Genomic DNA, 22,857 nt, shown 5'->3' on the forward strand with positions numbered 1-22,857 from the left:
ACGCTTATTTTTTCGTACCGAAGGTGTAGCCGGTCTCGACCGTGCCCTTGCCGAACTTGTCGCGCAGCTTGTCCATGGCCGCTTCTGCGGCGGCCCGTCGTCCCGCATTTTTATCGACCAGGTCTGGCGGATCGGCGAGATCGGGATTGCAAAGGTCCGTCACGCCGATGCCAATCAACCGGAATTTCGTGCCATCCGTTTCTTTTTCCAGCAGCGAGAGGCCAGTGCGAAATATCCTGTCGGCCAGCTGCGTCGGGTCTTCCAGTCGCTTGTTGCGGGTGCGGGATTTAAAATCCGCCGTTTTCATTTTCAAAACGACTGTGTGACCCGCAACCATGTTCTTCTTCAGTCGCCACGCCACCTTCTCAGAGAGCGAGCGCAGGATTGGCACCAGGTCGTCATGGCGCGACATATCGTTGAAGAAGGTCGTCTCGGAAGACACGCTTTTGGCAGGATCATTGGTGTGGACATCCCGGTCGTCTATGCCGCGCGAAAGCCGAAACAGGCGCTGTCCCATCGAGCCGTAACGGCGCATCAGGTCGCTTTCCTGCATCTCCTGCAACTGTGAAATCATGCGGATGCCATCCGCTTCCAACGTCGCCGCAAAGGCTTTCCCCACGCCCCAGATCGTCGTGACAGGGCGGTTGCCAAGAAAGGCCATCGCCTCCTTCTCGCCGATGACGGAAAACCCGCGTGGCTTTTGCAGGTCGGAGGCGACCTTCGCCAGAAATTTGCAGTAGGAAAGCCCCACAGACACGGTAATTCCGATTTCCTTTTCCACCCGCCGGGCAAAGCTGGCAAGCACGCGGGCAGGCGGATCATGGTGCAGCCGCTCTGTGCCGGACAGATCGAGAAACGCTTCATCGATGGAGATCGGTTGAACCAGCGGCGTCAAATCCTGCATCATGGCGCGGATTTCGCGACCAACCTTCACATATTTCTCCATGTCCGGCTTGATGACCACAGCCTGCGGACAGGCCTCCAGCGCCTTGAACATCGGCATGGCAGAGCGAACACCATGAATACGGGCGATGTAACATGCCGTCGAAACCACACCCCGCTTGCCACCACCGATGATCAGCGGCTTGTCTGCAAGCTCCGGATCGTCGCGCTTTTCCACCGATGCATAAAACGCATCGCAATCGATGTGGGCAATGGGGAGGTCATAGAGTTCGTCATGGTAGACAAGGCGAGGGCTGCCACACATACGGCAACGCCTCATCCCCTCCGGCTGGCCAGCCAGACAGTCTCGGCAGAAACCGGGATCATAGGTCGAAAGTGAAGCGGCCATGGCTCAGAAACAAAAAGGGAACGTTCAGTACCTTAATCCTTTGCTTTTGCGTGCTCAAGAGGGCATCCTGCGACACAGATCTTCCATAGCATTTTTCGATAAAGTAGTTACAATTGTAGTTCCAAGGTTGCGCATGTTTGAATGGGACAAGGAAAAGAACACACTCAATGTGGAAAAGCACGGCATAGGCTTCTCGCTTGCGGTTCGAATATTTGACGGACCGGTTCTAACTTGGATCGATGATCGGAATGACTATGCGGAGACGCGATACCACTCGATCGGTCAGATTGACGGCCTTGTGGTGTTGGCTGTCATCCATACCGATCGCGCAGGAAAGACGAGATTGATTTCTGCCCGTTCAGCCAATCGCCGAGAAAGGAGGCGCTATGACGAAGAAGTACGAAAAAGAGTTGACCCTTGAGCAACTCGCCGCATTGCCTGACGATGAAATAGACTACAGCGATATTCCCGAACTTGACGAAACCTTCTGGCAGAATGCGACATATGTCGAACCCGAAGGAACGCAACAGATTACGTTGCGGGTGAAGAAGTCGGTCGTTGAGGCCTACAAGGCCACAGGTAAAGGGTATCAAACCCGCATGAACTCCGTGCTGGAGTCCTATGCTCAGACGGTATTGAAACGGGGCTCCCAGCGATCCTGAGAGCTCAATACTCGCCAGAACTCAGCCCCGGCCCGGACAATTGGTGCCATGCGGCTTCGACATCCTCGGGTTTCGTGCCGGTCGCTGCGCAAAATGCCATCAGGTCCGGTTCGTGGCTCATGACGAAATCCGTGAGGCCTGCGAGAAAGCCGGGATCGTTGACGGACTGTCGCAGCATGTTGGGCTGTAGACCTGTCAGGGCCAGAAAACGCCCAAGCATATCCGGCTCGCTTGCCAACCAGCCAAGTATGGCGATCGCCGTTTCGTGGCTGTCTTTCAAGGCGACCCTGTTGTTTTTCGTATCGTGCGACATTTGTTTACTGAAGTTACCTATTTCTCAACCAAATCTCACTAGCGTACCGTTCTAGGGGGATAATGGAATCGGTTCTCCGGACACCCTATATGTCCATGAATAGGTTTCAAAGCGAAACGAGGACTGGTCCATGCCCAAGCAGGTCATGATAGTTGAAGACAATGAGCTGAATATGAAGCTCTTTCGCGACCTGATCGAGGCGTCTGGCTATACCACCATTCAAACGCGTAATGGCATGGAAGCGCTGGAACTGGCGCGTAAACACCGTCCCGATCTTATCCTCATGGACATTCAACTCCCGGAAGTGTCAGGCCTTGAAGTCACCAAATGGCTCAAGGAAGATGACGAGCTTCACGTCATTCCCGTCATCGCGGTCACGGCATTTGCCATGAAGGGTGACGAGGAGCGGATCCGTCAGGGCGGATGTGAAGCCTATGTTTCCAAGCCCATTTCAGTCCCGAAATTCATCGAAACGATCAAAACATATCTTGGCGATATGTGAAGCAGGGTTGGACGAATGACTGCGAGAATTCTGGTCGTTGATGATATTCCGACGAATGTGAAGCTGCTCGAGGCGCGGTTGTCGGCTGAATATTTCGACGTTCTGTGCGCAGACAATGGCACCAAGGCATTGGCGATCTGCAACAGCGAGCAGGTCGATATCGTCCTTCTGGATATCATGATGCCCGACATGGATGGCTTCGAGGTCTGTGAGCGCCTGAAGGCTAATCCGGCGACGGAACATATTCCCGTCGTCATGGTCACGGCGCTCGATCAGGCCGCGGATCGCGTCCGTGGATTGAAGGCCGGTGCCGATGATTTTCTGACGAAGCCCGTCAACGATCTCCAGCTCATTTCCCGTGTCAAAAGCCTCGTGCGCCTCAAGACCATGAGCGACGAATTGCGGACGCGGGCGCAGACGGCAAAATCCATTGGCGCGGCAGATCCGATCTCCGAGGCTGCTCAGATCGAGCAGCCGGGCCGTGTTCTGCTGATCGATGGCCGTGCCAGTTCGCAGGAACGGATCATCAAGGCGCTGAAGCCGGTTGCCGAAGTATTCGCGTTGACGGATCCGGCCGCGGCTTTGTTCGAGGCTGCCGAAAACGAATACGAGATGGTCATCGTCAATTCCAATTTCGATAATTTCGACCCTCTGCGGCTTTGTTCGCAGCTTCGCTCATTGGAGCGGACACGCTTCCTGCCCTTGCTGCTGGTGACGGAGCAGGGCGACGAGGCGATGATCGTGCGTGCGCTGGAGCTTGGCGTCAACGATTACATCGTTCGTCCGATCGACCCGAATGAACTGGTGGCTCGCACACTGACGCAGATCAAACGCAAGCGGTTCAACAACAGGCTGCGCGAAAATCTCGATCAGACGATGGAGCTGGCCGTCATCGATGCCCTGACGGGCCTCAACAATCGCCGTTATCTCGACAATCACCTGAAAATTCTGTTCAACCGGGCTGTCGCACGCGAACGGTCATTGTCCGTCTGCATCACCGACATCGATCGCTTCAAGCAGGTCAACGATACCTATGGCCACGATGCGGGCGATGAGGTGCTGCGCGAATTTGCGACGCGGCTCCGATCGACCGTGCGCGGTGCCGATCTCGCATGCCGATATGGTGGTGAAGAGTTCGTCGTCGTCATGCCTGACACGTCGGTCGAGATGGCCTCCGCCGTTGCAGAGCGCTTGCGCTCGATCATCGAGGACAAGCCTTTCGTTCTTCGCTCCGGCCGGGAACTTCACCTGACGGCGTCCTTGGGCATAGCCACCAACACCGGATCGGTGGAAACGCCCGAGCAGTTGATGCGGCAGGCAGACCGGGCCATGTACGAAGCGAAAAGCTCAGGCCGCAACCGCGTGGTCGCCTCTGCGGCTTAGCTCTCAGCTCAAATTCATGTCGTGAGCTGATCGTTATCCACAATAATAGTGTTGACCTATCGCATTCGTGATGCCGATGTTATTTTTGTAACATCGCTAAGTGATACTTCTGAATTTTCGTCACCATGCGGCTGCGATCCCTCTCGGTTTAGAGAATAGAATTGCATTCTGAATCTCACCAGGCGCGAACGATCTCTATATTTGCTCGCATTTTTGCGACGCGTGGGGAATCTTTTTAAACATCATTTTGAATGTATACGGTTTTCCCAGTAATATTGATGGGCTTTATTATGTATCTTTATGCACTAATTCATGAATTTCTTTGTGTCATCGCGGGATATTTAACCATATCGACAGATGAAAAGGTCATTCGATTAATAACTTGTTGATTTTATTCGGGCCGTGCGCAACACTTCATCAACAAGATAACTTCTGCACTGGCGGCTCGTTTCAGTCGTTGTGATCAAGCAGAAGAGGTGGTCTTCGGACGACGTCTTTCCTTCATGGAAAGCAAACTGTTTGAATACCCCATGGTGCTCAGGTCCGCCGCATCTCCTGGGTCTTGGGGTTGGTCGACCGGTGACGCAGTGAACGGTTCCTCGTACTGTCATTGCTGTCCCGGTCGACCCACTTTCCTGTTCTCCACCAATTTACCATTTGAATATCTGACGGCTTGCGCCACTGGCCGCAGGCTGCGTTCGTCATGGTCATCGAGTTGGTTTTGCGAGAATCACAGGCATAAAAAAACGCGCCTCGAAGGGCGCGTCTTTTTGCATGCTATGCGAAGGAAATTACTTGATCTTCGTTTCCTTGAATTCAACGTGCTTGCGTACGACTGGATCGTACTTCGTCTTTGTCATCTTGTCCGTGAACGTACGGCTGTTCTTGGTGGTGACGTAGAAAGTACCGGTGTCGGCCGTCGACAGCAGCTTGATCTTGATTGTTGTAGCTTTCGCCATAGTCGTCCTGCCTTTAACAAATAGTGAGTCCGCGGCCCTGTTGGACCCCGGCTAAATCTGGCGCGAAACTACGGATCGCGCCTGAAAAGTCAAGTCTGTTTTGATCCGAAAACCGAACGGGCAATGGAAAGAACCACGTAAAGCGCGAAAAACATCGCCAAAGCCCATGCAAAACCATCAGTTCCGAGAACATCCATGGAAATGCCGACTGTCTGTGGGCCGGCGATGGTGCCGACGGCGTAACAGAAGATGAAAGCCGCATTGGCCGCAACGAGGTCCGAGCCGGTCAGGCGAGAGCCCAGATGCGTCAAGCCCACCGTATACATGCCCGATACGCAGCCACCCCACAGCAGCAGCATAGATGACAGCAACATCCAGTTATCCACCAGCAAAGGCAGCGCAAGCGTGCCTATGACGCCTGTCAGCGCCATGAGCCCTAAAAGTATGCGTCTGTCCTTGATACGGTCGGAGAGCATGCCGATGGGAATCTGGAATGCCATGTTGCCGATGGCCATTACGGTCAGCAGCAGGGCGGCCTGCGATTCGCTGAAACCTTCGCGAGTCGCATAGACCGGAAACAGCGAGAGCCCTCCCGCCTGAACAGAGCCGTAGACGAAGGCCGCAGCAGACGCCATTGGCACAAGCCAGATGTAGCGCACGAAATGGTGGTTCGGCTTTTCGTCCAGATCCGGGCTTTCATGCCGCGCGAGATAGATGGGAATCGCAGCCAGCAAGATGATCGCAGAGCCAACCAGAAACGGCGTTATGCCATCACTGCCAAGCGCTGAGAACAGCAATGGCCCACCGGCAAAGCCAACGGCCATGCCTGTCGCATACATTCCCAGCACAAGGCCGCGCCGTTTGGGTGGCGCTGCGGCGTTGATCCAGAATTCCGACAGGATGAACAGCATGGTCGTTGCGCCATGAAAGACGATTCGCAGCGGGAACCACATCCAGAACGCGTCTGCAAAGTAAAAACCCAAGGCGCTGATGGCCGAGACGACAACTGCGGTCATCATGGTGCGGGCCACACCGCATTCATGCGCCAGCCTGCTGGTGATGGGGGCGGCCATCATCGCGGCGACACCGGCCATTGCAGTGTTGAGGCCGATCATCGTGGAAGAGATGCCGCGCTTCTCGAGAATGATGCTCAGAAGCGGTAGACCCAGCCCGATGGCGATGCCGACGGCGCTGATGGCGGATATGGCGGCAATAAGCGATGGCCAGTGAATATCGTCGGCGTCGCATTTGGGATGTGACATGGAGACCTTTTATAGAAAGCCACGAATAAATATGCCGCGACGCTCGAAATATTGTCGCACCGGGCTTTCGAATTGTAACGAATGATCACCTATCATGAACTTTGTGACATCTTCGAGAACCATGCGCGTAATCGGCGCCATGTTCAGACTGGTATTGTCATAAATGTCAAGCCATTGCAGGTCCAGCAGCTCTTCCGAATCGCTGATAGCGGCGGGATCCACGCCAACTTCATCGGTAAAACAGCAGAAGAAGCGCGTATCGTAACGTCTTATTCTGCCGGGCGGCGTGATGGCGCGCGCGACAAAGCGCAGGCGGGACAGATCGGGTGGTTGCGGCTCACCTGCGGCATTGCCGAAGCGCAGGCCGGTTTCCTCATGCAGCTCACGAATGGCCGCCAGCGCCAGTGCGCGCGCGCCTGAGACCGTCAATGGCCGGGAAGCGGCGCGGATAAGTCTGTCACGGACGGCTGGGTGCAGATCGCCACTATAGGGCAAAGCGTGGTCACGGGCATCCCGTCGTCCACCGGGAAACACGAACACGTCAGGCATGAACACATGTGCGCTGCTGCGTTTGCCAACCAGCACGCGTATACCGTCCTTCGACCTGTCGAGAAGAAGGATGGAGGCTGCATCTTTGGGACGCATGTAGGGCGAGGTCTCAGGCGATGGCTCGGAACGCACGGGTGCCACGCCGGATCAATGAGACGAACCGTCGATCTGCTTTTTCTCCGGCTCATTGCTGAAGCCGTGCATTTTCAAGGCCCATTGCAGGCCGATGACGCCGCCCTTGATCGGTTGGATCGTCAGCAGCGCGACGAGAACTGTGATTGGCACCCAGATAGCGAAGTGAACCCACATCGGCACCAGAAACACCGTATCTGTCATCATGAAACCGCCGACCGCGACGTGGCCGAGAATCATGATCGAAATATAGGGCGGCAGATCGTCGGAACGCTGATGGTGCATGTCTTCGCCACAGGACGCGCAATTGTCGACAGGCTTCAGCCAAGCGCGAAACAAACGGCCGTTGCCGCAAGCCGGGCAACGGCTCAGCATGCCGCGCATGATCGAACGACCCAGCGGACGCTCTTCCGGTTTGCCACCATACTGCACTGTCTGCGTCTCGGTCGTCGTCATGCGCTTGTCCTCTGGACTGTTATCTGCGTCTGCGTGGTGGCCTCGTGCCGGGTGTCGGGCCGCTGGTGCGGCGCGTCGTCTTGTGGAAGGAACGTGTCGCTGTCGGCAGTTTCTTGCCATCGCTCAACATTTCAAACCGCAAGGCACCGGCAAGCGGCACGGCCTCAGCAAGGCGAACCTGAACCGTATCGCCCAGCTGATAGCCAAGTCCGGTCTTTTCACCCGTCAGAGCCTGATGCGCCTCGTCATAGATGTAATAGTCCGTACCCAGCGTAGATATAGGAACAAAGCCGTCAGCACCAAACTGTGGCAGCGCGACAAATAGTCCCGCCTTGGTGACACCGCCGACCCGACCTTCGAACTCCTCGCCCACGCGTTTGGAAAGATGATGAGCAATCAGCCGGTTGACCGTATCGCGCTCAGCCGCCATGGCCCGCCGCTCGAAGGTCGAGATTTCAGCAGCCACATCGGCCAGCGTCGCCTCTTCCTGTGGCGTGATGCCGCCTTCACCCAAGCCCAGCGAACCCACCAGCGCACGGTGCACGATAAGGTCGGCGTAACGACGGATCGGAGAGGTGAAATGCGCGTATTTCATCAGGTTCAGGCCGAAATGCCCGATATTGTCAGGGCTGTAGATCGCCTGGCTCTGCGAGCGCAACACCATCTCGTTGACCATGATCTGATGCGGCGTATCGACTGCGCGCGCCAGAATACCGTTGAAGGAGTTGGCGCGAACCTGCCCGCCCTTGACCAGTGAAAAGCCGATGGTGGTGAGAAACTCGCGCAGCACTTCCTGCTTGGCAATCGTCGGCGCATCATGCACGCGGTAGACCAGACGCTGCTTTTTCAGCTCCAGCGTCTCAGCGGCGCAGACATTGGCCTGAATCATCATTTCTTCGATCAGCTTGTGCGCATCGAGACGTTCAGGAACATGCACCCGATCGACCGTGCCATCGGATTTCAGAATGATCTTGCGTTCCGGCATATCCAGCTCAAGCGGCTGACGACGGTCACGACCGATCTTCATCACCTCATAGGCATGCCACAGAGGACGCAGGATAGGCTCCAGCATCGGGCCGGTCTTGTCATCAGCGTTACCGTCAATCGCGGCCTGCGCCTGCTGGTACGAGAGTTTCGCCGCACTCTTCATCATGATACGGTGGAAGGTGTGGCTGGCCTTGCGGCCTTCCTTGGAAAACACCATCCGCACGGCAAGAGCAGGGCGATCCACGCCTTCCTTCAGCGAGCAGAGATCGTTCGAAATACGCTCCGGCAGCATCGGCACGACGCGGTCCGGGAAGTAGACGGAGTTTCCGCGCTTCAGCGCTTCACGGTCCAGCGGTGAGCCGGAACGGATGTAGTAGGACACATCGGCAATCGCGACCGTCACGATCACGCCATCCGGGTTGTCGGGCGATGGGTCCAGTTCGGCATAGACAGCGTCGTCGTGGTCCTTGGCGTCCGCTGGGTCGATGGTGATGAGTGGCAGTTTGCGCCAGTCTTCACGGTGCGCCATCGTCGCAGGCTTGGCGGCATCAGCAGCGGCCAGCACGTCTGATGGGAAGATATGCGGAATGCCGTGGGCATGAATGGCGATCATCGAGATCGCTTTTTCAGACGCGACAGAGCCCACGACGGAGAGAACCTTGGCGCGCGGCAGGCCATAACGACCGCTGTTGCGAGAGGTTTCCACCTCTACCAGATCGCCGTCCTTGGCATCGCCGACACCATCGGGATCGATGACCATTTCATCGCCGCGACGCTCGATCGGCATCAGGCGGCCACCGCCACCCGGCGTTTCCTTGAACACGCCCAGCGATCCGCCCTGACGTCTATCGATCAGCTTGATGATGCGCGCCGTATAGGCGGGGCCACCGGCCTCCTTGGACGGGAAAATCTTTGCCAGCACGCGGTCGCCAATGCCGCCCACCGGCGCCTTGCCCTTTTGGCGGTCGGCAGAGGACTGGCGAATGATGACGGCAGGCGCCGCCCCGTTCTCTTCCGGCCATTCGGCGGGACGACCGATCAGGCCGCCATCCTTGTCGCGGGTGGTAATGTCGAGCACGGTCACAGGCGGTAGCCCACCTGGCTTCATCAATGACTTGCGGCTCTTGTGCACCATGCCATCGGTCTCGAGCTCTTTCAGCAGAGCCTTAAGAACGATACGCGTTTCGCCCTTCAGCCCGAAGGCCTTGGCGATTTCGCGCTTGGAGGCCTGATCAGGATGCTCAGCGATGAACTTTAGCAGCACGTCGCGTGGCGGAACCTCGCCGTGGATGATACCAGCAGATTCGAGAACTTTTTTCCCGCGACCGGTGCGGCCGAAGCCATCGCCCGCCGAGCCGGATGTCTTACGCGGTGCTTTGCTCAAGATTCTGCCTTCTTCGCTTTTGGTGCTGCCTTTGGTTTGGCCGCTGTTTTGGGCTTTGCAGCCGCTTTTGGTTTCGCTGCCGCCTTAGGCTTGGCCTTCGTCTCGCCATCGGCGCTCGCAGCCTTGGTGGCCTTCTTCGGCGCTGCGGCCTTTTTGGCCTTCACGGGCTTGCCGTTGCTGCCGGTGCCGGTCTTGGCAATGCGCTCGGCAATCAGCACCAGCGCTTCGTCCAGCGTCACCGTGTCAGGTGCCTGCGCCTTGGGAATGGTCGCATTGACCTTACCCCAATTGACGTAAGGGCCATACTTGCCATCACGCACGGTAATCGCGCCGCCATCCGGATGGTCGCCCAGTTCCTTCAACGCAGCAGGAGTGGACGAACGTCCACGGCCCGGCGATGCCTTCTTCTCGGCAATCACTGTCACTGCGCGGTTGAGGCCGATGGAGAATACGTCTTCGATGCTTTCAAGGTTGGCGTAACCACCATCATGCAGCAGGAACGGTCCATAACGACCAAGTCCCGCCGAAATCATCTTGCCGCTTTCTGGGTGCTTGCCGATGTCGCGCGGCAGGTTGATGAGTGCCAACGCCTTCTCGTGATCGATGTCGTCAGGCGCCCAGCCCTTCGGCAGCGACGACCGCTTGGCTTCCTTGCCATCGCCACGCTGAATGTAAGGTCCGAAACGACCGGAGCGCAATGTCAGCTCTTCGCCCGTATGCGGGTCCGCACCCAGCGCCTTCGGCTCGTTCAACGCCGCAGCTTCTGCTTCCGCGCCATCCGAGTTTAGCTGGCGGGTGAAATTGCATTCCGGGTAGTTGGAGCAGCCGACGAAAGCGCCGTATTTGCCGAGCTTCAGCGAAAGGTTGCCCGTGCCGCACACCTGGCAGATGCGTGGATCGGAGCCATCTTCACGGGTCGGAAACACCAGCGGTGCCAGCACTTCGTTCAGCGCGTCCAGCACGTTGGTAACGCGCAGTTCCTTGGTGTCTTCGATCTGAGCGAAGAAGTCCTTCCAGAAGTCGCGAAGAACCTGCTTCCAGTCCAGTTCACCTGCCGAGATCCGGTCGAGCTTTTCTTCCAGATCGGCGGTGAAGTCGTACTCCACGTATTTGGTGAAGAAGCTTTCGAGGAACGCCGTCACCAGCCGTCCACGTGAATGCGGTACAAGCTTGCGCTTGTCGACGATGATGTATTCGCGGTCGCTCAGCGTTTTCAGCGTTGCCGCATAGGTGGAAGGGCGGCCGATGCCGAGCTCTTCCATCTTCTTGATGAGCGATGCTTCCGAATAACGCGGTGGCGGCTCGGTGAAGTGCTGGCTGGCATTGATCTTCTGCTTGGCGAGGGCTTCGCGGGCATTGATCTGCGGCAGACGGCCATCTTCGTCACCATCGTCGCTCTGCTCGCCATCTTCCTTCTGGTCGGTATAGGCGGCAATGAAGCCATCGAAGCGAATAACCGAACCGACAGCACGAAGGCCAGCCTTCTCGCCCTTGTTTTCGGCCAGAATCTCGACCGTGGTCCGTTCAATCTCAGCAGACGCCATCTGGCTGGCGATACCGCGCTTCCAGACCAGCTCGTAAAGACGCAACTGGTCGGCATCGAGGTATTTCTTGACCTGATCCGGCGTGCGGCTGAAGTCCGTCGGGCGAATGGCTTCGTGGGCTTCCTGGGCGTTCTTGGCCTTGGTGGAATAAATACGCGCCTTTTCCGGTACATAACGTGCACCGAACTGTTCGCCAATGGCGCTGCGGGCTGCATCGATGGCTTCCGGTGCCATCTGCACACCATCGGTACGCATGTAGGTAATGAGACCGACAGTCTCGCCGCCGATGTCGATACCTTCGTAAAGACGCTGCGCAACCTGCATGGTGCGCGAGGCGGAAAAGCCCATGCGTGATGAGGCGGCCTGCTGCAACGTCGATGTCGTGAACGGAGGGCCGGGGTTGCGCTTGACCGGCTTGGCCTCGACCGTATCCACGGTGTAGGTCGCACCTTCCAGCAATGTCTTTAGCCGGTTGGCGTCATCGCCTGTTTTCACCGATCTGGCCTGCAGGCGCTTGCCATCGGCAGACACCAGCTTCGCCTCGAAGTCATCGCCACGCGGCGTCTTCAACAGTGCCGAAATGTTCCAGTATTCTTCCGAAACGAAACGCTCGATTTCCGATTCCCGGTCGCAGACCAGACGCAGCGATACCGACTGAACACGGCCAGCCGAACGCGCACCTGGCAGCTTGCGCCACAGAACGGGAGAAAGATTGAAGCCGACGAGATAGTCCAGTGCACGGCGGGCGAGATACGCATCTACCAGCGGGATATCGATATCGCGCGGATCGGCCATCGCATCCAGCACGGCCTTCTTGGTAATGGCATTGAAAACGACGCGCTTCACCGGCTTGTCGCCCAGCACCTTCTTCTTTTTCAGAAGGTCCAGAACGTGCCAGGAAATGGCTTCCCCTTCGCGATCCGGGTCGGTCGCGAGAAACAATCCGTCGGAGGCCTTCACGGCATCGGCGATTTCCTTCATGCGCTTTTGCGAAGCCGGATCGACCTCCCAGAGCATTTCGAAATCCTGATCGGGAAGCACCGAACCATCTTTCGCGGGAAGATCGCGAACGTGGCCAAACGATGCGAGCACCTTATAGCCTGGGCCAAGATACTTGTTGATCGTCTTGGCTTTTGCCGGAGATTCTACGACGACGACATTCATATTTTCTTCTTTCGGAACTTGCCCGTTAACATGCCTTGCCGCTTTTGAGCCGCAACAACGCTACCTTTATTTCGACATGGACAGGTAATGCGCTTGGGTCAAGAGGCAAGGGGCGTTTTTCTGCCATTACAACACGATGCAACTTTTTGGGGATTTAATTCTCATTTGCAATTAAAGATAAACAAGTTATGGTTGCTCCAGTTGAGCGACGCTCTTTTTCCTAACGTCGCTTTCCATTGGTTCAATTGAGGTCAATATGGTCGTGAGCGCACAAAACAGCAGCCAGAGCAGGCAGCAGCAGACATCGGAAAATCTTGCTTACATCAGGCAGATGCTGGCTGAACTGCGCATAGTCGGCGAACGCGAGGGTGCCGACATGCTATGTTACCTCATAGAAACGGCTTATATTGAGGCGGGCGACATTCAGTCAGGCCGGCGAGAGCTGTCAGTCAGCCATGACAAGCGAAACACGACCCGCGGAATGCCGATTTAGCCGACCGGCAATGTCCAGTTCCAGCAACACCAGATAGACGGTGGATGCTGGCAACCCCGTATGGCGAATAATGTCATCCGTCTCCACGGGTGATGGTCCAAGCGCCGACGCAATGATGCTGCGGTCATCGTCACCGGGTGGTGATATGTCGATATCCTCGGAGCTTTCACTCGCCACATGCTGAATGGGTAGCATCGGCTCCATCAGGGGCCGCAGCGCGTCCAATATGTCGGCAGCCTCCGTCACCAGCATTGCCCCATCCTTGATCAGCCGGTTGGTCCCATGGCAACGCGCATCCAGCGGCGAGCCCGGAACAGCAAAGACGAGGCGTCCGAATTCACCTGCAAGCCGTGCCGTTATCAGCGAGCCGGACCTGTCCGCGGCTTCCACGATCAGCACACCCATGGAAACGCCCGCAATCAGCCGGTTGCGACGCGGAAAGTCCCGCGCGCGTGGCTCCCAGCCAAATGGCATTTCACTGATGCTGGTGCCGTCATTGCCATAGATTTCATCCAGCAGCCTCAGGTTTTCCGGAGGGTAGGGTTTATCGAGCCCGCCCGCCAGCATTGCCACGGTGCCGGTGGTAAGGCTCGCAGCATGGGCGGCGGCGTCGATGCCGCGGGCAAGACCAGACGCAATGCTATATCCGGCCTGGCCGCATTGGCGTGCCAGCATGGCCGCAAACTTCGACCCGTTGATGGAGGAGTTACGCGACCCGACGATGCCGATAGAAGGCCGGATCGCCGTGCGCCCCGAACCCTTCATCGAAATAATCGGCGGTGCGCCGTCTATTTCGCGCAGCGCTGGCGGATAATCCGGCTCACCAATACCGACGAACCGCGCGCCAAATCTCTCCGCAGCATCGATCTCCCGTTCCGCTTCTGACACCGTGGCAATGCGCGGACTGCGTGCCGATCCGCCCCGACGCGAAAGATCGGGCAGGGCGTCCAGCGCTTTTTCGGCGCTGCCGAAATGGTTGATGAGTTCGCGAAAGGTGACGGGACCGATATTATCGCTACGGATCAGCCGCAACCATGCAACGCGTTGCCTGTCGGTCAACGCAATGCCGCGTTTGGTATCGCCATCGTGCGGCATGTCTCAACCCCCATCAGGGCGAGACGGTTCGCCTCAGCCCTTTTTACCGATCTTGCTTTCAGTCCCCGCCAGCAACCTCTTGATGTTTTCCCGGTGCATGTACCAGGAGATAACGCTGAGCAGCGTTACCAGCAGAGCCGTCTTCTCCGGTCCTAATATCCACAATGCAACCGGAATGACAAGCATTGCAACCAGTGCGGAAAGAGAGGAATATTTCGTGAGGAAAGCCGTCGCAATCCAGATCGCCGCAAAGGCCAGCATCATCAAGGGTGCAACGCCCAGCAAAACGCCGATATAGACAGCAACGCCCTTGCCGCCCTTAAAGCCCAGCCACACAGGGAACAGGTGCCCAAGAAACGCAAAGAAACCAGCAACCAGTGAGGCCTCATAACCCCACAGCGCATTGGCAATCAGCACCGCTGCAGTGCCCTTCAACGCATCCAGCAACAACGTCGCGGCCGCCAGCTTCTTGTTGCCCGTGCGCAAAACATTGGTCGCACCAATATTGCCAGAGCCAATCTTGCGAACATCCCCCAGCCCAGCCGCCCGCGTCAGGAGCAACCCGAACGGAATAGATCCAAGCAAATAGCCAATCACGGCAGCCAGAGCGAGAAGCGCAGGCGCAGTCTGCCAATCAGTCAATGCGTTCATTCCGATGTCCCCTCGATCTTATTCGTGTCGTTCTTATTGTATGGAATGAACCAGCTTGCCAGCAACATAGGTCGCAACCGTGCGGCCGGTAAAGCGGGCGTCTTCGAATGGCGTGTTCTTGGACCTTGATACCAGATTTTTCTCGGAAACCAGCCATGGCTCGTCGAGGTCGATCAGCGTGATATCGGCCTTGGCACCCGGTTTCAGTGTTCCCGCATCCAGCCCGAAGATTTGAGCGGGGCGGGTGGAGAGGGCGTCGATCAGGCGCATCAGCGGCACGTGGTCGCTGTGATAGAGACGCAGCGCTGCCGACAGCATGGTCTCAAGACCGACGGCACCGCTGGCTGCATCCGAAAACGGCAGGCGCTTGGTGTCCACATCCTGCGGATCATGCGAGGAGACGATGATGTCGATGGTGCCGTCCTTCAGCGCGTCTACCATGGCCATGCGGTCGTCTTCGGAGCGCAGTGGTGGGGAAAGCTTGAAGAAGGTGCGGTATTCACCGATGTCGTTTTCGTTCAGCGTCAGATGGTTGATGGAAATGCCGCAGGTGGCTTTCACGCCTCTGTCCTTGGCGGCCTTGATAGCATCGGCTGATTCCCGCACGGAAATCTTGGCGGCGTGGTAGTTGGCGCGGGTCAGCGCTGCGATGCGCAGGTCGCGCTCCAGCGGAATGATTTCGGCTTCTTTGGGAATGCCAGATAGGCCAAGCCAGCTTGCAAACAGCCCCTCGTTCATATCGCCGTGACCGATATACTGGTCGCGGGTTTCCAGCGAAATCACGGCTCCCAGCTCTCGGGCATAGGTCATCGCACGGCGCAGCACGGCTGTATCTGACAACGCCTTGCGACCATTGGTGAAGGCGACGGCGCCTGCTTCTTTCAGCATGCCGAACTCAGTCATCTCTTCGCCGCGCAGACTTTTGGTCAGCGCCGCTGCCGGGTAGACATTGACCAGCGCCTTGTCGCGCGCGGTCTTCTTCACGAATTCCACCAGCGCAATGTCATCGATGACAGGATCGGTATCCGGCATCACGATCATGCTGGTCACGCCACCGGCTGCTGCTGCGCGTGATGCGGATTCAATGGTTTCGCGGTGTTCGGCACCGGGTTCGCCGACGAAAACGCGAGCATCGACCAGACCGGGCGTCGCGACCAGTCCCTTGGCATCGCGCACGACAGCACCTTCAGGCGCGCCTTGATTCTGCGCATCCTTACCAGCGGCCAGGATTTTACCATCGGCATCGATGATAACAGTGCCGACCTCATCCAGATTGCGGGATGGATCGATGATGCGGACATTTTTGAGAACGGTTGCGGTGCTCATACGCGCTCTCCCTGGTTTTGCGAAAGAAGAAGGGTTTCCATAACCGCCATACGCACAGCCACGCCCATTTCCACCTGGCTCTCGATCACGCTCTGCGGACCGTCCGCCACTTCGGAGGCGATTTCGACGCCGCGGTTCATCGGTCCGGGGTGCATGACCAGCGCGTTCTCTTTGGCAGCCTTCAGCTTTTCGGCATCGAGACCATAATAATGGAAATATTCGCGCACCGAAGGCACGAAGGAACCGGACATGCGCTCACGCTGCAAACGCAGCATCATCACAACATCGGCACCTTTCAGGCCCTCCTTCATGTCGTGGTACACTTCCACGCTCATATCCGCGATGCCCGCTGGCAGCAGTGTCGGCGGGGCGACAACGCGCACCCGCGCACCCATCTGGTTCAACAGAATGATGTTGGAGCGGGCAACGCGCGAATGCAGCACGTCGCCACAGATTGCGACGGTAATGCCCGAAAGCCTGCCGATGGTGCGGCGGATCGTCAATGCGTCCAGCAGCGCCTGTGTCGGGTGTTCGTGCTGCCCATCCCCGGCATTGACCACCGAGCAGGCAACCTTTTGTGCCAGAAGGGCAGCGGCACCTGCGGAGGAGTGGCGAACCACCAGCACATCGGGGCGCATGGCGTTCAGCGTCATGGCCGTGTCGATCAGCGTCTCGCCTTTTTTGACGGATGAATTGCCGACCGACATGTTCATCACATCGGCACCGAGGCGTTTTCCGGCCAGTTCGAACGAGGATTGCGTGCGCGTGGAGGCTTCAAAGAAAAGGTTGATCTGCGTCAGCCCGCGAAGGGTCGAGGTTTTCTTCTCGCGCTGGCGGCTGATCTGCACCGCCTCATCGGCCTTGTCGAGAAGAGTGGTGATATCCTCGTGGGATAGCCCCTTTATGCCCAGAAGGTGGCGGTGGGGAAAATAGACCATGGGAACTGTCCTCCGGGTCGCAATAGAGCTTATCGCCGCGCTGCGGGCTTAGTCCACGGGTCTATAAAGACAGGTGGCTTTGTCGGCAAGCATGCGATAAGCCGGGGCCACCGAATACATGCAATAAAATGCGAATCCCGATATAGCCACGCGATGACGAATATGAACCGGACCGAAGAACAGCTTGCCGATTTGAACCAGCCTAACCTCTGGTCCGGCATCAATGCCTATCGCTCAGACCCGTTGATCGTGGATTTGACCTCCAGTCTTTCGCGCCCGTTGCGTGATGAATTCGACCAAATTGGTCGCTATGTGACATCGGCGGAAGCGCAGGAACTGGCCCGCATGGCCAATGTCAGCGCGCCGAAGCTGCACACCCACGGCCCACGCGGTGAGCGGCTGGATCAGGTGGAGTTTCACCCGGCTTGGCACGCGCTGATGCGCCGTTCCATGGCATCCGGCCTGCACAGCAGTGCCTGGGAAAATACGCCCGAGACACGCGGCAACGAGCATAAGGCCCGCGCCACGAAATTCTATCTCACCGCGCAGCTCGAGGCAGGCCATCTCTGCCCGCTGACCATGACCCACGCTTCTGTTGCCGCCTTCATGGGCTCGCCGCGTGTGCAGAAGGAGTGGGCACCGAAAATCCTGTCGCGAAAATATGATTCGTCGCAAAAGCCCGCCATGCAGAAGACGGCCGTCACCATCGGCATGGGCATGACGGAAAAGCAGGGCGGCACGGATGTGCGCGCCAACCGTACGACTGCGGAGCGGGTGGGCGAGGGCATCTACCGCCTGTCCGGCCACAAATGGTTCCTGTCTGCTCCCATGAGCGACGGCTTCGTCATGCTGGCCCAAATGGGCGACGGCATGGGCTGTTTCCTCGTGCCGCGTTTTCTGGAAGACGGATCGGCCAATGGCCTGCATTTCCAGCGCCTGAAGGACAAGCTCGGCAATCGCTCCAATGCCTCTGCCGAAGTCGAATTTACCGATGCCTTCGGCTATTTGCTGGGCGAGCCCGGTGCCGGTATCCGCACCATTCTCGACATGGTGACATTGACCCGGCTGGATTGCGCGCTGGCCTCCGCCGGCATGATGCGCGCTTCTCTGGCGGAGGCGGTGCATTACGCCCGTGGCCGCAATGTTTTCGGCAAGCCGCTGGTCAGCCAACCAGTAATGACGCGCGTGCTTGGTGATATGGCGCTGGATGTGGCCGCTGCAACTGCACTCTCTTTCCGCCTGGCATCTGCTTTCGACAGCGCTCGCAACAATCCGGCCGAAGCCGCCTATGCACGGGTCATGACGCCGATTGTCAAATACTGGTGCTGCAAAATCGCGCCTGCCTTGATCTATGAAGCCATGGAAAGCCTCGGCGGCAACGGTTACGTCGAAGATCGCCCCATCGCCCGCCATTACCGCGAAGCCCCGGTCAACGCCATCTGGGAAGGTTCCGGCAACGTCATGGCGCTGGATGTTCTGCGCGTTCTCCAGCGCGGCAGGGAGCTGTTCGATCTTGTTTTTGAGACGCTCGAACGCGATCTCGGCCCGTCCGGCAAAAAAACCACCGAAGTCCTGCGCGCCGCAATTGCGCTCTGCGAACGAGACGAAGGTGCCGCCCGCTTGCTGGTCGAACAATTCGCACTCGCTGCCGCCGCCGCCGAACTCTGCCGCATCGGTGCCGGCCGCATCGCCGACGCCTTCCTGGAAACCCGCCTGGCCGGCGGCTGGCGCCATACATACGGTATGCTGGATAGCCGGTTTGATCCGACGTATATTATTGATCTGTTGTATCCGCCTGCGGCTTGAGGCGGACAATAGCTTTCAATTTTTACTGGTAGCACCATATGAATTTGAAAGACTTTCTTTTATATGGTGAGGAAAGTTCTGGGCAACTCAGGGAGCGATCTCGCATGAAGACCGTTTCTATTATCGTGCGTGCCTTGTGGGATGAAGACGCAGGCGTTTGGGTAGCCTCAAGTCACGATATAGATGGCTTGGCTCTTGGAGCTGAGACCGTAGAGCTTCTGGAAAAGAAGGCTCTGGCCGCAATCACTGATCTGATTGAACTGAACGGTGTCGATTCCGACTTGCCGGAAATTCCCATTCATTTCATGGCCGAACATCTCGCAAAAATTCCTAACCCGGCTTTCTGATTGTCATGGCCGGGTTCTCCGTGAACTGAAAATGCTTTTGACGGAAGCCGGATGTTATTTTGTGAGGCCGAGAAAAGGCGACCACGACATATGGTTCCAGCCCGCTAACCAACCGGCACTTCACAATCGATCATGGCACCAAGTCTCGCCATACCGCCAATGAGACGCTGAAACAGGCTGGTCTTCCAAATGCATTTTGATCTTAAAATTTATTATTCGCCGGGATGAAGCCGCGTCTTTTTATCGTCGCGTTCATTGAGGCGAACGGCGATCCAGCCAGCGATTACAATACTCGCTGGCAAAGCAATGTAGAAGAAGATTTCCATTCCAGTCATCATCTTAGCCCTCCAAGGGTGCGTCTTGCCAACAAATGTAATGCAACTGCTGCGGAAAGCCAAATCACTGTTCCAATGGCAGTGCTTATCGATAATTCTGGAGAGCCGCTTACGTGATTGGCGATGCTTGCAGCTGGCCCGATAAGGCCAGCAACGACGCAAGCCGTTGAAGCTCGGTCAAGAGAATTCGCAAGAAGCTTCGTACGTTCATTATGGACAAGAGACACGTGTCGACAACTCCATTCCCTCAGAGGTTGAAACCATAGCTTCGGCGAACGAGTATTGGAAGTGCGCTACCCTTCATCCACAAGAACCTTCACCTCGCCACCACTCCCCGCATTGTCCTTGAATTAACCCTTTGCTAACTGCGTTGACAAAGTCACCACGCGGAGAGTTGCGGGAACATGCTGGCAATGGACGATACTGCTGTTGAGGCTGCTCCTGAAAAGCGCGTCAAAGACCGCGCCGCGACCGAGAAGGCCATCTTCTTAGCTGCCAAAGCCTTGCTGGCGCAGGAGGGATTTCAGGGCTTCGGCATCAATGCCGTGGCGCGGCGGGCAGGGTGCGACAAGCAGCTGATCTATCGCTATTTCGGCGGGCTCGAGGGGCTGATCGCCGCCATCGGTGAGGACCTTGGCTCCTGGGTGAAGGATCGTATTCCCGAAGACACCGGCGGCATGTTTGTGCTGACCTATGGCGACCTGATGGAGCGGCTGGCGCTATCCTATCTGGATGCGCTGCGTAGCGATCCGCTGGTCTGCAAGATCATTGCCTGGGAAGTGTCCGAACACACGCCCCAGGTCAAGCAACTGGCGGATGCGCGGGCAAAGGCGCTGTCCAAATGGCTGGATAAAATGCGTGGTTCTCTGGAAGCCCCAAAGGGTCTCGATACCGCTGCCGTCAATGCCGTCCTCTTCGCCGCCATCCAGCATCTGGTCATCAGTGGTGCTACAAACGGTCAGTTTGCCGGGGTCGCGCTGAAAACCACGCGGGATTGGGACAAGATCGGCACAGCCGTAAAGCGGATCGTTCGCGGCGTCTACGGTTGATAGCGGCCAGAGCCGTCCCGCAACTTTAGATTGGACCTTAACGCCTGCCTGCGCGTTGTTACGGTGAGGCTGCGAGTTTATCCACAGCCCTTCATTGTTCGTTAACCATAAACGAAACTTTTATTTGCCCACTGAAGAGGCGAAGATCATTATCTTAATAAATTATTAACCATGCGCCCGTGGGCGTATGAAAAGGAACCGCCGTGCCCCGCTGGATATCCTTGATCGTCATGATGACGTTCTTTGCAATGCTGCCATTGGACATCGATGCGCCAACGGTGAACCTGTGCCTGATGGCCTGTTTGCGCTGGGCGGTCATCGCCGCCGTGCCGGATACCTTCTTTTGGCGAGGGCAGACGGCATGAAGTGGTTTCTGATTCTGTGGGCAGGCCCCGTCGCGTTTCTCGGTGCGTGGTACTTCCTGTCCTATTACGACATGAGCTTCGGCTTCTTCATGCTCACCCGGGAAAGCCACGACCTTGTCTTCAAGATTTACGGCAACGTGCTGGGTATCGCGCCAGAAACCATACCGCCGCTGGTCGCGCGTGCCATCGCGTTCGACAGCCTGATTGTTTTTGGCATTATCGGTTTTCGCAAGCGCAAGGCAATCGCCGCCTGGTGGCGCAATCGTCAGGCATCGAAAGCAGCAGCGTCCCTGCCAAGAGCCGACAGCCTGTCCAGCGCACCCTGAAGAATGAAGCTGGCAGCGGCCGAATCGATACGCTGCGCCCGCTTTGCACGTGACACATCCATTTCCAGAAGTGCGCGTTCGGCAGCCACGGTGGACAGTCGCTCGTCCCAGTAGACGAAGGGCAGGTCGGTTTTGTCGCTCATCGCGCGCACAAAGGCGCGCGTTGCCTGAACGCGCGGGCCCGCTGAGCCATCCATATTCGTGGGAAGGCCGATGATGAACGCGGCCACTTTTTCCTTGGCCGCGAAATCGAGCAACACCTGCGCATCGGCGGTGAATTTCACGCGCTTTAGAACCGGGCGAGGGGTCGCGAAACGTCGCGACAGGTCCGACATGGCAAGGCCGATTGTCTTGGTGCCAAGGTCCAGCCCGGCAATGGCCTGTCCAGTCTGTAAAAAGCCCGCAAGTTCCTCGATTGTCAGCGTCGCCATGGTGTCGTTCTCAGCGTTTGCGCACGAATTCGGTGCGCAGCACGAGACCCTTGATCGCGTCGTGCCTGCAATCTATTTCTTCGGGATTATCCGTCAGACGGATAGACTTGATGACGGTGCCCTGCTTCAACGTGGTACCGGCACCCTTGACCTTCAAATCCTTGATCAGAGAAACGGAATCGCCATCGACGAGAATGTTGCCTGCGGCGTCGCGCACTTCGTTGGTTGTGGCCGTCTGTGCTGCAATTTCGGAGGCAGGGCGCCATTCACCGGTCGCCTCGTCATACACATATTCGTCATTATCTGTCGTCATCTTCGCAATCCGAAAAAGGTGGGCCGTCCCATGATATGGCCCGTCCTATGTCACACTCTACCGGCAATACAAAGGAGAACTTCATGAAACTCACCTGGCTCGGCCATTCCGCATTTCGCATTGAAACCGGCAAAGCAAAAATCCTCATCGACCCGTTTTTCACTGGAAATCCCAGCTTTGCCGACCAAAATGGCAAGGATGCCGCAAACGGTATCACGCATATTCTCCTGACCCACGGCCACGGTGACCACGTTGGCGATGCCATTCAGCTGGCGAAAGACACCGGCGCGACCGTGCTGGCCAACGCCGACCTTGCCGCATGGTTGAGCTTCCGGGGTGTCCAGAAAATCGAGATGGCGGGTACTGGCGGCACGGTGACCTTCGATGGCTTCTCCGCCACCCTGACAAACGCGTTGCACTCATCCGCGCAAATCACCGAAGACGGTGTGTCGCACTCCCTCGGCAGCGCCAACGGCCTGATGCTGCATTTCGAAGACGGCCCGACCGTCTATCACATGGGCGATACCGATATCTTCTCGGATATGGCCCTGATCAACGAGTTGCACGAACCCGATATCGGCCTTGTCCCGATTGGCGATCGCTTCACCATGGGCGGCGCGGTGGCGGCTCTTGCCTGCCAGCGCTTCTTCAAGTTCCGCAACGTCATACCCTGCCACTACGGCACGTTTGGCATCATTGATCAGACTCCGGAAAAATTCCAGACCGGTATGGATGGTTCTCAGAGCCGAGTCGATGTGCCGGGCGTTGGCCAGACCCTGACGTTCTAACGAAAA

25 protein-coding genes and 1 pseudogene are annotated in these 22,857 nt (G+C 57.3%); 11 read left to right on the forward strand and 15 right to left on the reverse strand.

What is annotated here, in order from left to right; all coding sequences use genetic code 11:
• Positions 1-4 precede the first annotated feature (4 nt).
• Positions 5-1,291, reverse strand: a complete 1,287-nt coding sequence (locus tag CPJ18_RS09045) for a DNA polymerase IV (protein WP_103657783.1) — start codon at positions 1,289-1,291, stop codon at positions 5-7.
• Here CPJ18_RS09045 and CPJ18_RS09050 point away from each other — a divergent pair.
• On the forward strand, positions 1,290-1,712 hold the full coding sequence (locus CPJ18_RS09050) for a BrnT family toxin (RefSeq protein WP_245445370.1): 423 nt from the start codon (positions 1,290-1,292) through the stop codon (positions 1,710-1,712). The genes CPJ18_RS09045 and CPJ18_RS09050 overlap by 2 nt on opposite strands.
• Positions 1,678-1,953 (forward strand): BrnA antitoxin family protein, encoded by a 276-nt coding sequence (locus CPJ18_RS09055; protein ID WP_077117031.1) that lies wholly within the window; start codon positions 1,678-1,680, stop codon positions 1,951-1,953. The genes CPJ18_RS09050 and CPJ18_RS09055 overlap by 35 nt, the downstream gene beginning before the upstream one ends.
• 4 nt (positions 1,954-1,957) lie before the next feature.
• Here CPJ18_RS09055 and CPJ18_RS09060 read toward each other — a convergent pair whose 3' ends face one another.
• Positions 1,958-2,266 (reverse strand): DUF3572 domain-containing protein, encoded by a 309-nt coding sequence (locus CPJ18_RS09060; RefSeq protein WP_103657784.1) that lies wholly within the window; start codon positions 2,264-2,266, stop codon positions 1,958-1,960.
• A gap of 130 nt (positions 2,267-2,396) precedes the next feature.
• Between CPJ18_RS09060 and CPJ18_RS09065 the strand changes: the two genes are divergently transcribed.
• Together CPJ18_RS09065 and CPJ18_RS09070 are read left to right on the forward strand one after the other, a co-directional pair.
• A complete protein-coding gene (locus tag CPJ18_RS09065) occupies positions 2,397-2,768 on the forward strand; it encodes a response regulator (protein ID WP_067642545.1) in 372 nt (123 codons plus the stop codon).
• Positions 2,769-2,783: 15 nt separating this feature from the next.
• Positions 2,784-4,151, forward strand: coding sequence for a PleD family two-component system response regulator (locus CPJ18_RS09070; protein WP_103657785.1), 1,368 nt, complete (start codon positions 2,784-2,786; stop codon positions 4,149-4,151).
• Positions 4,152-4,942: 791 nt separating this feature from the next.
• Here CPJ18_RS09070 and rpmG read toward each other — a convergent pair.
• The 10 genes from rpmG to CPJ18_RS09125 form a co-directional block, all read right to left on the reverse strand.
• Complete coding sequence (rpmG, locus tag CPJ18_RS09075) at positions 4,943-5,110, reverse strand: 50S ribosomal protein L33 (RefSeq protein ID WP_003496403.1); 168 nt, start codon at positions 5,108-5,110, stop codon at positions 4,943-4,945.
• Between the two features lie 89 nt (positions 5,111-5,199).
• Complete coding sequence (locus CPJ18_RS09080; RefSeq protein ID WP_077101186.1) at positions 5,200-6,372, reverse strand: MFS transporter; 1,173 nt, start codon at positions 6,370-6,372, stop codon at positions 5,200-5,202.
• A gap of 9 nt (positions 6,373-6,381) precedes the next feature.
• The gene (locus CPJ18_RS09085; protein WP_103657786.1) at positions 6,382-7,017 is read right to left on the reverse strand and encodes an NUDIX hydrolase; all 636 of its coding nucleotides are present in this window, start codon (positions 7,015-7,017) and stop codon (positions 6,382-6,384) included.
• Between the two features lie 51 nt (positions 7,018-7,068).
• On the reverse strand, positions 7,069-7,509 hold the full coding sequence (locus tag CPJ18_RS09090) for a DUF983 domain-containing protein (RefSeq protein ID WP_103657787.1): 441 nt from the start codon (positions 7,507-7,509) through the stop codon (positions 7,069-7,071).
• Positions 7,510-7,528: 19 nt separating this feature from the next.
• The gene (gene rnr, locus CPJ18_RS09095; RefSeq protein WP_103657788.1) at positions 7,529-9,880 is read right to left on the reverse strand and encodes a ribonuclease R; all 2,352 of its coding nucleotides are present in this window, start codon (positions 9,878-9,880) and stop codon (positions 7,529-7,531) included.
• Positions 9,877-12,588 (reverse strand): type I DNA topoisomerase, encoded by a 2,712-nt coding sequence (gene topA / locus CPJ18_RS09100; protein ID WP_103657789.1) that lies wholly within the window; start codon positions 12,586-12,588, stop codon positions 9,877-9,879. The genes rnr and topA overlap by 4 nt, the downstream gene beginning before the upstream one ends.
• A gap of 445 nt (positions 12,589-13,033) precedes the next feature.
• Positions 13,034-14,176 (reverse strand): DNA-processing protein DprA, encoded by a 1,143-nt coding sequence (dprA, locus tag CPJ18_RS09110; protein WP_103657791.1) that lies wholly within the window; start codon positions 14,174-14,176, stop codon positions 13,034-13,036.
• A 33-nt stretch (positions 14,177-14,209) separates the two neighbouring features.
• The gene (gene plsY / locus CPJ18_RS09115) at positions 14,210-14,827 is read right to left on the reverse strand and encodes a glycerol-3-phosphate 1-O-acyltransferase PlsY (RefSeq protein ID WP_167397863.1); all 618 of its coding nucleotides are present in this window, start codon (positions 14,825-14,827) and stop codon (positions 14,210-14,212) included.
• Between the two features lie 33 nt (positions 14,828-14,860).
• Positions 14,861-16,153, reverse strand: a complete 1,293-nt coding sequence (locus CPJ18_RS09120) for a dihydroorotase (protein ID WP_103657792.1) — start codon at positions 16,151-16,153, stop codon at positions 14,861-14,863.
• Positions 16,150-17,091 carry an aspartate carbamoyltransferase catalytic subunit gene (locus tag CPJ18_RS09125; RefSeq protein WP_103657793.1) on the reverse strand — a complete coding sequence of 314 codons (942 nt, stop codon included), beginning with the start codon at positions 17,089-17,091 and terminating at the stop codon, positions 16,150-16,152. Before CPJ18_RS09125 ends, CPJ18_RS09120 begins: the two co-directional genes overlap by 4 nt.
• A gap of 153 nt (positions 17,092-17,244) precedes the next feature.
• Between CPJ18_RS09125 and CPJ18_RS09130 the strand changes: the two genes are divergently transcribed.
• The 3 genes and pseudogenes from CPJ18_RS09130 to CPJ18_RS27165 all read left to right on the forward strand — a co-directional run bounded on the left by CPJ18_RS09130 (position 17,245) and on the right by CPJ18_RS27165 (position 19,444).
• Positions 17,245-18,897, forward strand: a complete 1,653-nt coding sequence (locus CPJ18_RS09130) for an acyl-CoA dehydrogenase family protein (RefSeq protein WP_077101167.1) — start codon at positions 17,245-17,247, stop codon at positions 18,895-18,897.
• 104 nt (positions 18,898-19,001) lie between these two features.
• On the forward strand, positions 19,002-19,244 hold the full coding sequence (locus CPJ18_RS09135; RefSeq protein ID WP_103657927.1) for a DUF1902 domain-containing protein: 243 nt from the start codon (positions 19,002-19,004) through the stop codon (positions 19,242-19,244).
• Between the two features lie 31 nt (positions 19,245-19,275).
• A pseudogene (locus CPJ18_RS27165) lies at positions 19,276-19,444 on the forward strand (type II toxin-antitoxin system HicA family toxin).
• A gap of 12 nt (positions 19,445-19,456) precedes the next feature.
• On the opposite strand, the gene CPJ18_RS27440 reads toward CPJ18_RS27165, so the two are convergent.
• Complete coding sequence (locus tag CPJ18_RS27440; RefSeq protein WP_281063036.1) at positions 19,457-19,582, reverse strand: hypothetical protein; 126 nt, start codon at positions 19,580-19,582, stop codon at positions 19,457-19,459.
• A gap of 401 nt (positions 19,583-19,983) precedes the next feature.
• On the opposite strand from CPJ18_RS27440, the gene CPJ18_RS09145 reads away from it, so the two are divergent.
• The 3 genes from CPJ18_RS09145 to CPJ18_RS09150 all read left to right on the forward strand — a co-directional run bounded on the left by CPJ18_RS09145 (position 19,984) and on the right by CPJ18_RS09150 (position 21,319).
• A complete protein-coding gene (locus CPJ18_RS09145) occupies positions 19,984-20,628 on the forward strand; it encodes a TetR/AcrR family transcriptional regulator (RefSeq protein WP_103657794.1) in 645 nt (214 codons plus the stop codon).
• Between the two features lie 203 nt (positions 20,629-20,831).
• Positions 20,832-20,993 carry a hypothetical protein gene (locus CPJ18_RS26780; protein WP_153366750.1) on the forward strand — a complete coding sequence of 54 codons (162 nt, stop codon included), beginning with the start codon at positions 20,832-20,834 and terminating at the stop codon, positions 20,991-20,993.
• Positions 20,990-21,319, forward strand: a complete 330-nt coding sequence (locus tag CPJ18_RS09150; RefSeq protein ID WP_077101159.1) for a DUF6105 family protein — start codon at positions 20,990-20,992, stop codon at positions 21,317-21,319. The genes CPJ18_RS26780 and CPJ18_RS09150 overlap by 4 nt, the downstream gene beginning before the upstream one ends.
• On the opposite strand, the gene ruvX is transcribed toward CPJ18_RS09150, so the two are convergent.
• Positions 21,259-21,750, reverse strand: coding sequence for a Holliday junction resolvase RuvX (gene ruvX / locus CPJ18_RS09155; RefSeq protein ID WP_103657795.1), 492 nt, complete (start codon positions 21,748-21,750; stop codon positions 21,259-21,261). The genes CPJ18_RS09150 and ruvX overlap by 61 nt on opposite strands.
• A 10-nt stretch (positions 21,751-21,760) precedes the next feature.
• Positions 21,761-22,063 carry an alkylphosphonate utilization protein gene (locus CPJ18_RS09160; protein WP_103657796.1) on the reverse strand — a complete coding sequence of 101 codons (303 nt, stop codon included), beginning with the start codon at positions 22,061-22,063 and terminating at the stop codon, positions 21,761-21,763.
• Positions 22,064-22,146: 83 nt separating this feature from the next.
• Between CPJ18_RS09160 and CPJ18_RS09165 the strand changes: the two genes are divergently transcribed.
• Entirely contained in the window at positions 22,147-22,851 is a 705-nt protein-coding gene (locus tag CPJ18_RS09165) for a metal-dependent hydrolase (RefSeq protein ID WP_077101154.1), read from the forward strand.
• The last annotated feature ends 6 nt before the right edge of the window (positions 22,852-22,857 follow it).

Source organism: Agrobacterium rosae, from assembly GCF_002915175.1.
GTDB classification, from domain to species: domain Bacteria; phylum Pseudomonadota; class Alphaproteobacteria; order Rhizobiales; family Rhizobiaceae; genus Agrobacterium; species Agrobacterium rosae.

Bases quoted from the DNA above. Each gene is read 5' to 3' on its own strand.
- CPJ18_RS09050 (WP_245445370.1), top strand. From the start codon at position 1,290: ATGGCTCAGAAACAAAAAGGGAACGTTCAGTACCTTAATCCTTTGCTT.
- CPJ18_RS09045 (WP_103657783.1), bottom strand. From the start codon at position 1,291: ATGGCCGCTTCACTTTCGACCTATGATCCCGGTTTCTGCCGAGACTGT.
- CPJ18_RS09055 (WP_077117031.1), top strand. From the start codon at position 1,678: ATGACGAAGAAGTACGAAAAAGAGTTGACCCTTGAGCAACTCGCCGCA.
- CPJ18_RS09060 (WP_103657784.1), bottom strand. From the start codon at position 2,266: ATGTCGCACGATACGAAAAACAACAGGGTCGCCTTGAAAGACAGCCAC.
- CPJ18_RS09065 (WP_067642545.1), top strand. From the start codon at position 2,397: ATGCCCAAGCAGGTCATGATAGTTGAAGACAATGAGCTGAATATGAAG.
- CPJ18_RS09070 (WP_103657785.1), top strand. From the start codon at position 2,784: ATGACTGCGAGAATTCTGGTCGTTGATGATATTCCGACGAATGTGAAG.
- rpmG (WP_003496403.1), bottom strand. From the start codon at position 5,110: ATGGCGAAAGCTACAACAATCAAGATCAAGCTGCTGTCGACGGCCGAC.
- CPJ18_RS09080 (WP_077101186.1), bottom strand. From the start codon at position 6,372: ATGTCACATCCCAAATGCGACGCCGACGATATTCACTGGCCATCGCTT.
- CPJ18_RS09085 (WP_103657786.1), bottom strand. From the start codon at position 7,017: ATGCGTCCCAAAGATGCAGCCTCCATCCTTCTTCTCGACAGGTCGAAG.
- CPJ18_RS09090 (WP_103657787.1), bottom strand. From the start codon at position 7,509: ATGACGACGACCGAGACGCAGACAGTGCAGTATGGTGGCAAACCGGAA.
- topA (WP_103657789.1), bottom strand. From the start codon at position 12,588: ATGAATGTCGTCGTCGTAGAATCTCCGGCAAAAGCCAAGACGATCAAC.
- dprA (WP_103657791.1), bottom strand. From the start codon at position 14,176: ATGCCGCACGATGGCGATACCAAACGCGGCATTGCGTTGACCGACAGG.
- plsY (WP_167397863.1), bottom strand. From the start codon at position 14,827: ATGAACGCATTGACTGATTGGCAGACTGCGCCTGCGCTTCTCGCTCTG.
- CPJ18_RS09120 (WP_103657792.1), bottom strand. From the start codon at position 16,153: ATGAGCACCGCAACCGTTCTCAAAAATGTCCGCATCATCGATCCATCC.
- CPJ18_RS09125 (WP_103657793.1), bottom strand. From the start codon at position 17,091: ATGGTCTATTTTCCCCACCGCCACCTTCTGGGCATAAAGGGGCTATCC.
- CPJ18_RS09130 (WP_077101167.1), top strand. From the start codon at position 17,245: ATGACGAATATGAACCGGACCGAAGAACAGCTTGCCGATTTGAACCAG.
- CPJ18_RS09135 (WP_103657927.1), top strand. From the start codon at position 19,002: ATGAAGACCGTTTCTATTATCGTGCGTGCCTTGTGGGATGAAGACGCA.
- CPJ18_RS27440 (WP_281063036.1), bottom strand. From the start codon at position 19,582: ATGATGACTGGAATGGAAATCTTCTTCTACATTGCTTTGCCAGCGAGT.
- CPJ18_RS09145 (WP_103657794.1), top strand. From the start codon at position 19,984: ATGCTGGCAATGGACGATACTGCTGTTGAGGCTGCTCCTGAAAAGCGC.
- CPJ18_RS09150 (WP_077101159.1), top strand. From the start codon at position 20,990: ATGAAGTGGTTTCTGATTCTGTGGGCAGGCCCCGTCGCGTTTCTCGGT.
- ruvX (WP_103657795.1), bottom strand. From the start codon at position 21,750: ATGGCGACGCTGACAATCGAGGAACTTGCGGGCTTTTTACAGACTGGA.
- CPJ18_RS09160 (WP_103657796.1), bottom strand. From the start codon at position 22,063: ATGACGACAGATAATGACGAATATGTGTATGACGAGGCGACCGGTGAA.
- CPJ18_RS09165 (WP_077101154.1), top strand. From the start codon at position 22,147: ATGAAACTCACCTGGCTCGGCCATTCCGCATTTCGCATTGAAACCGGC.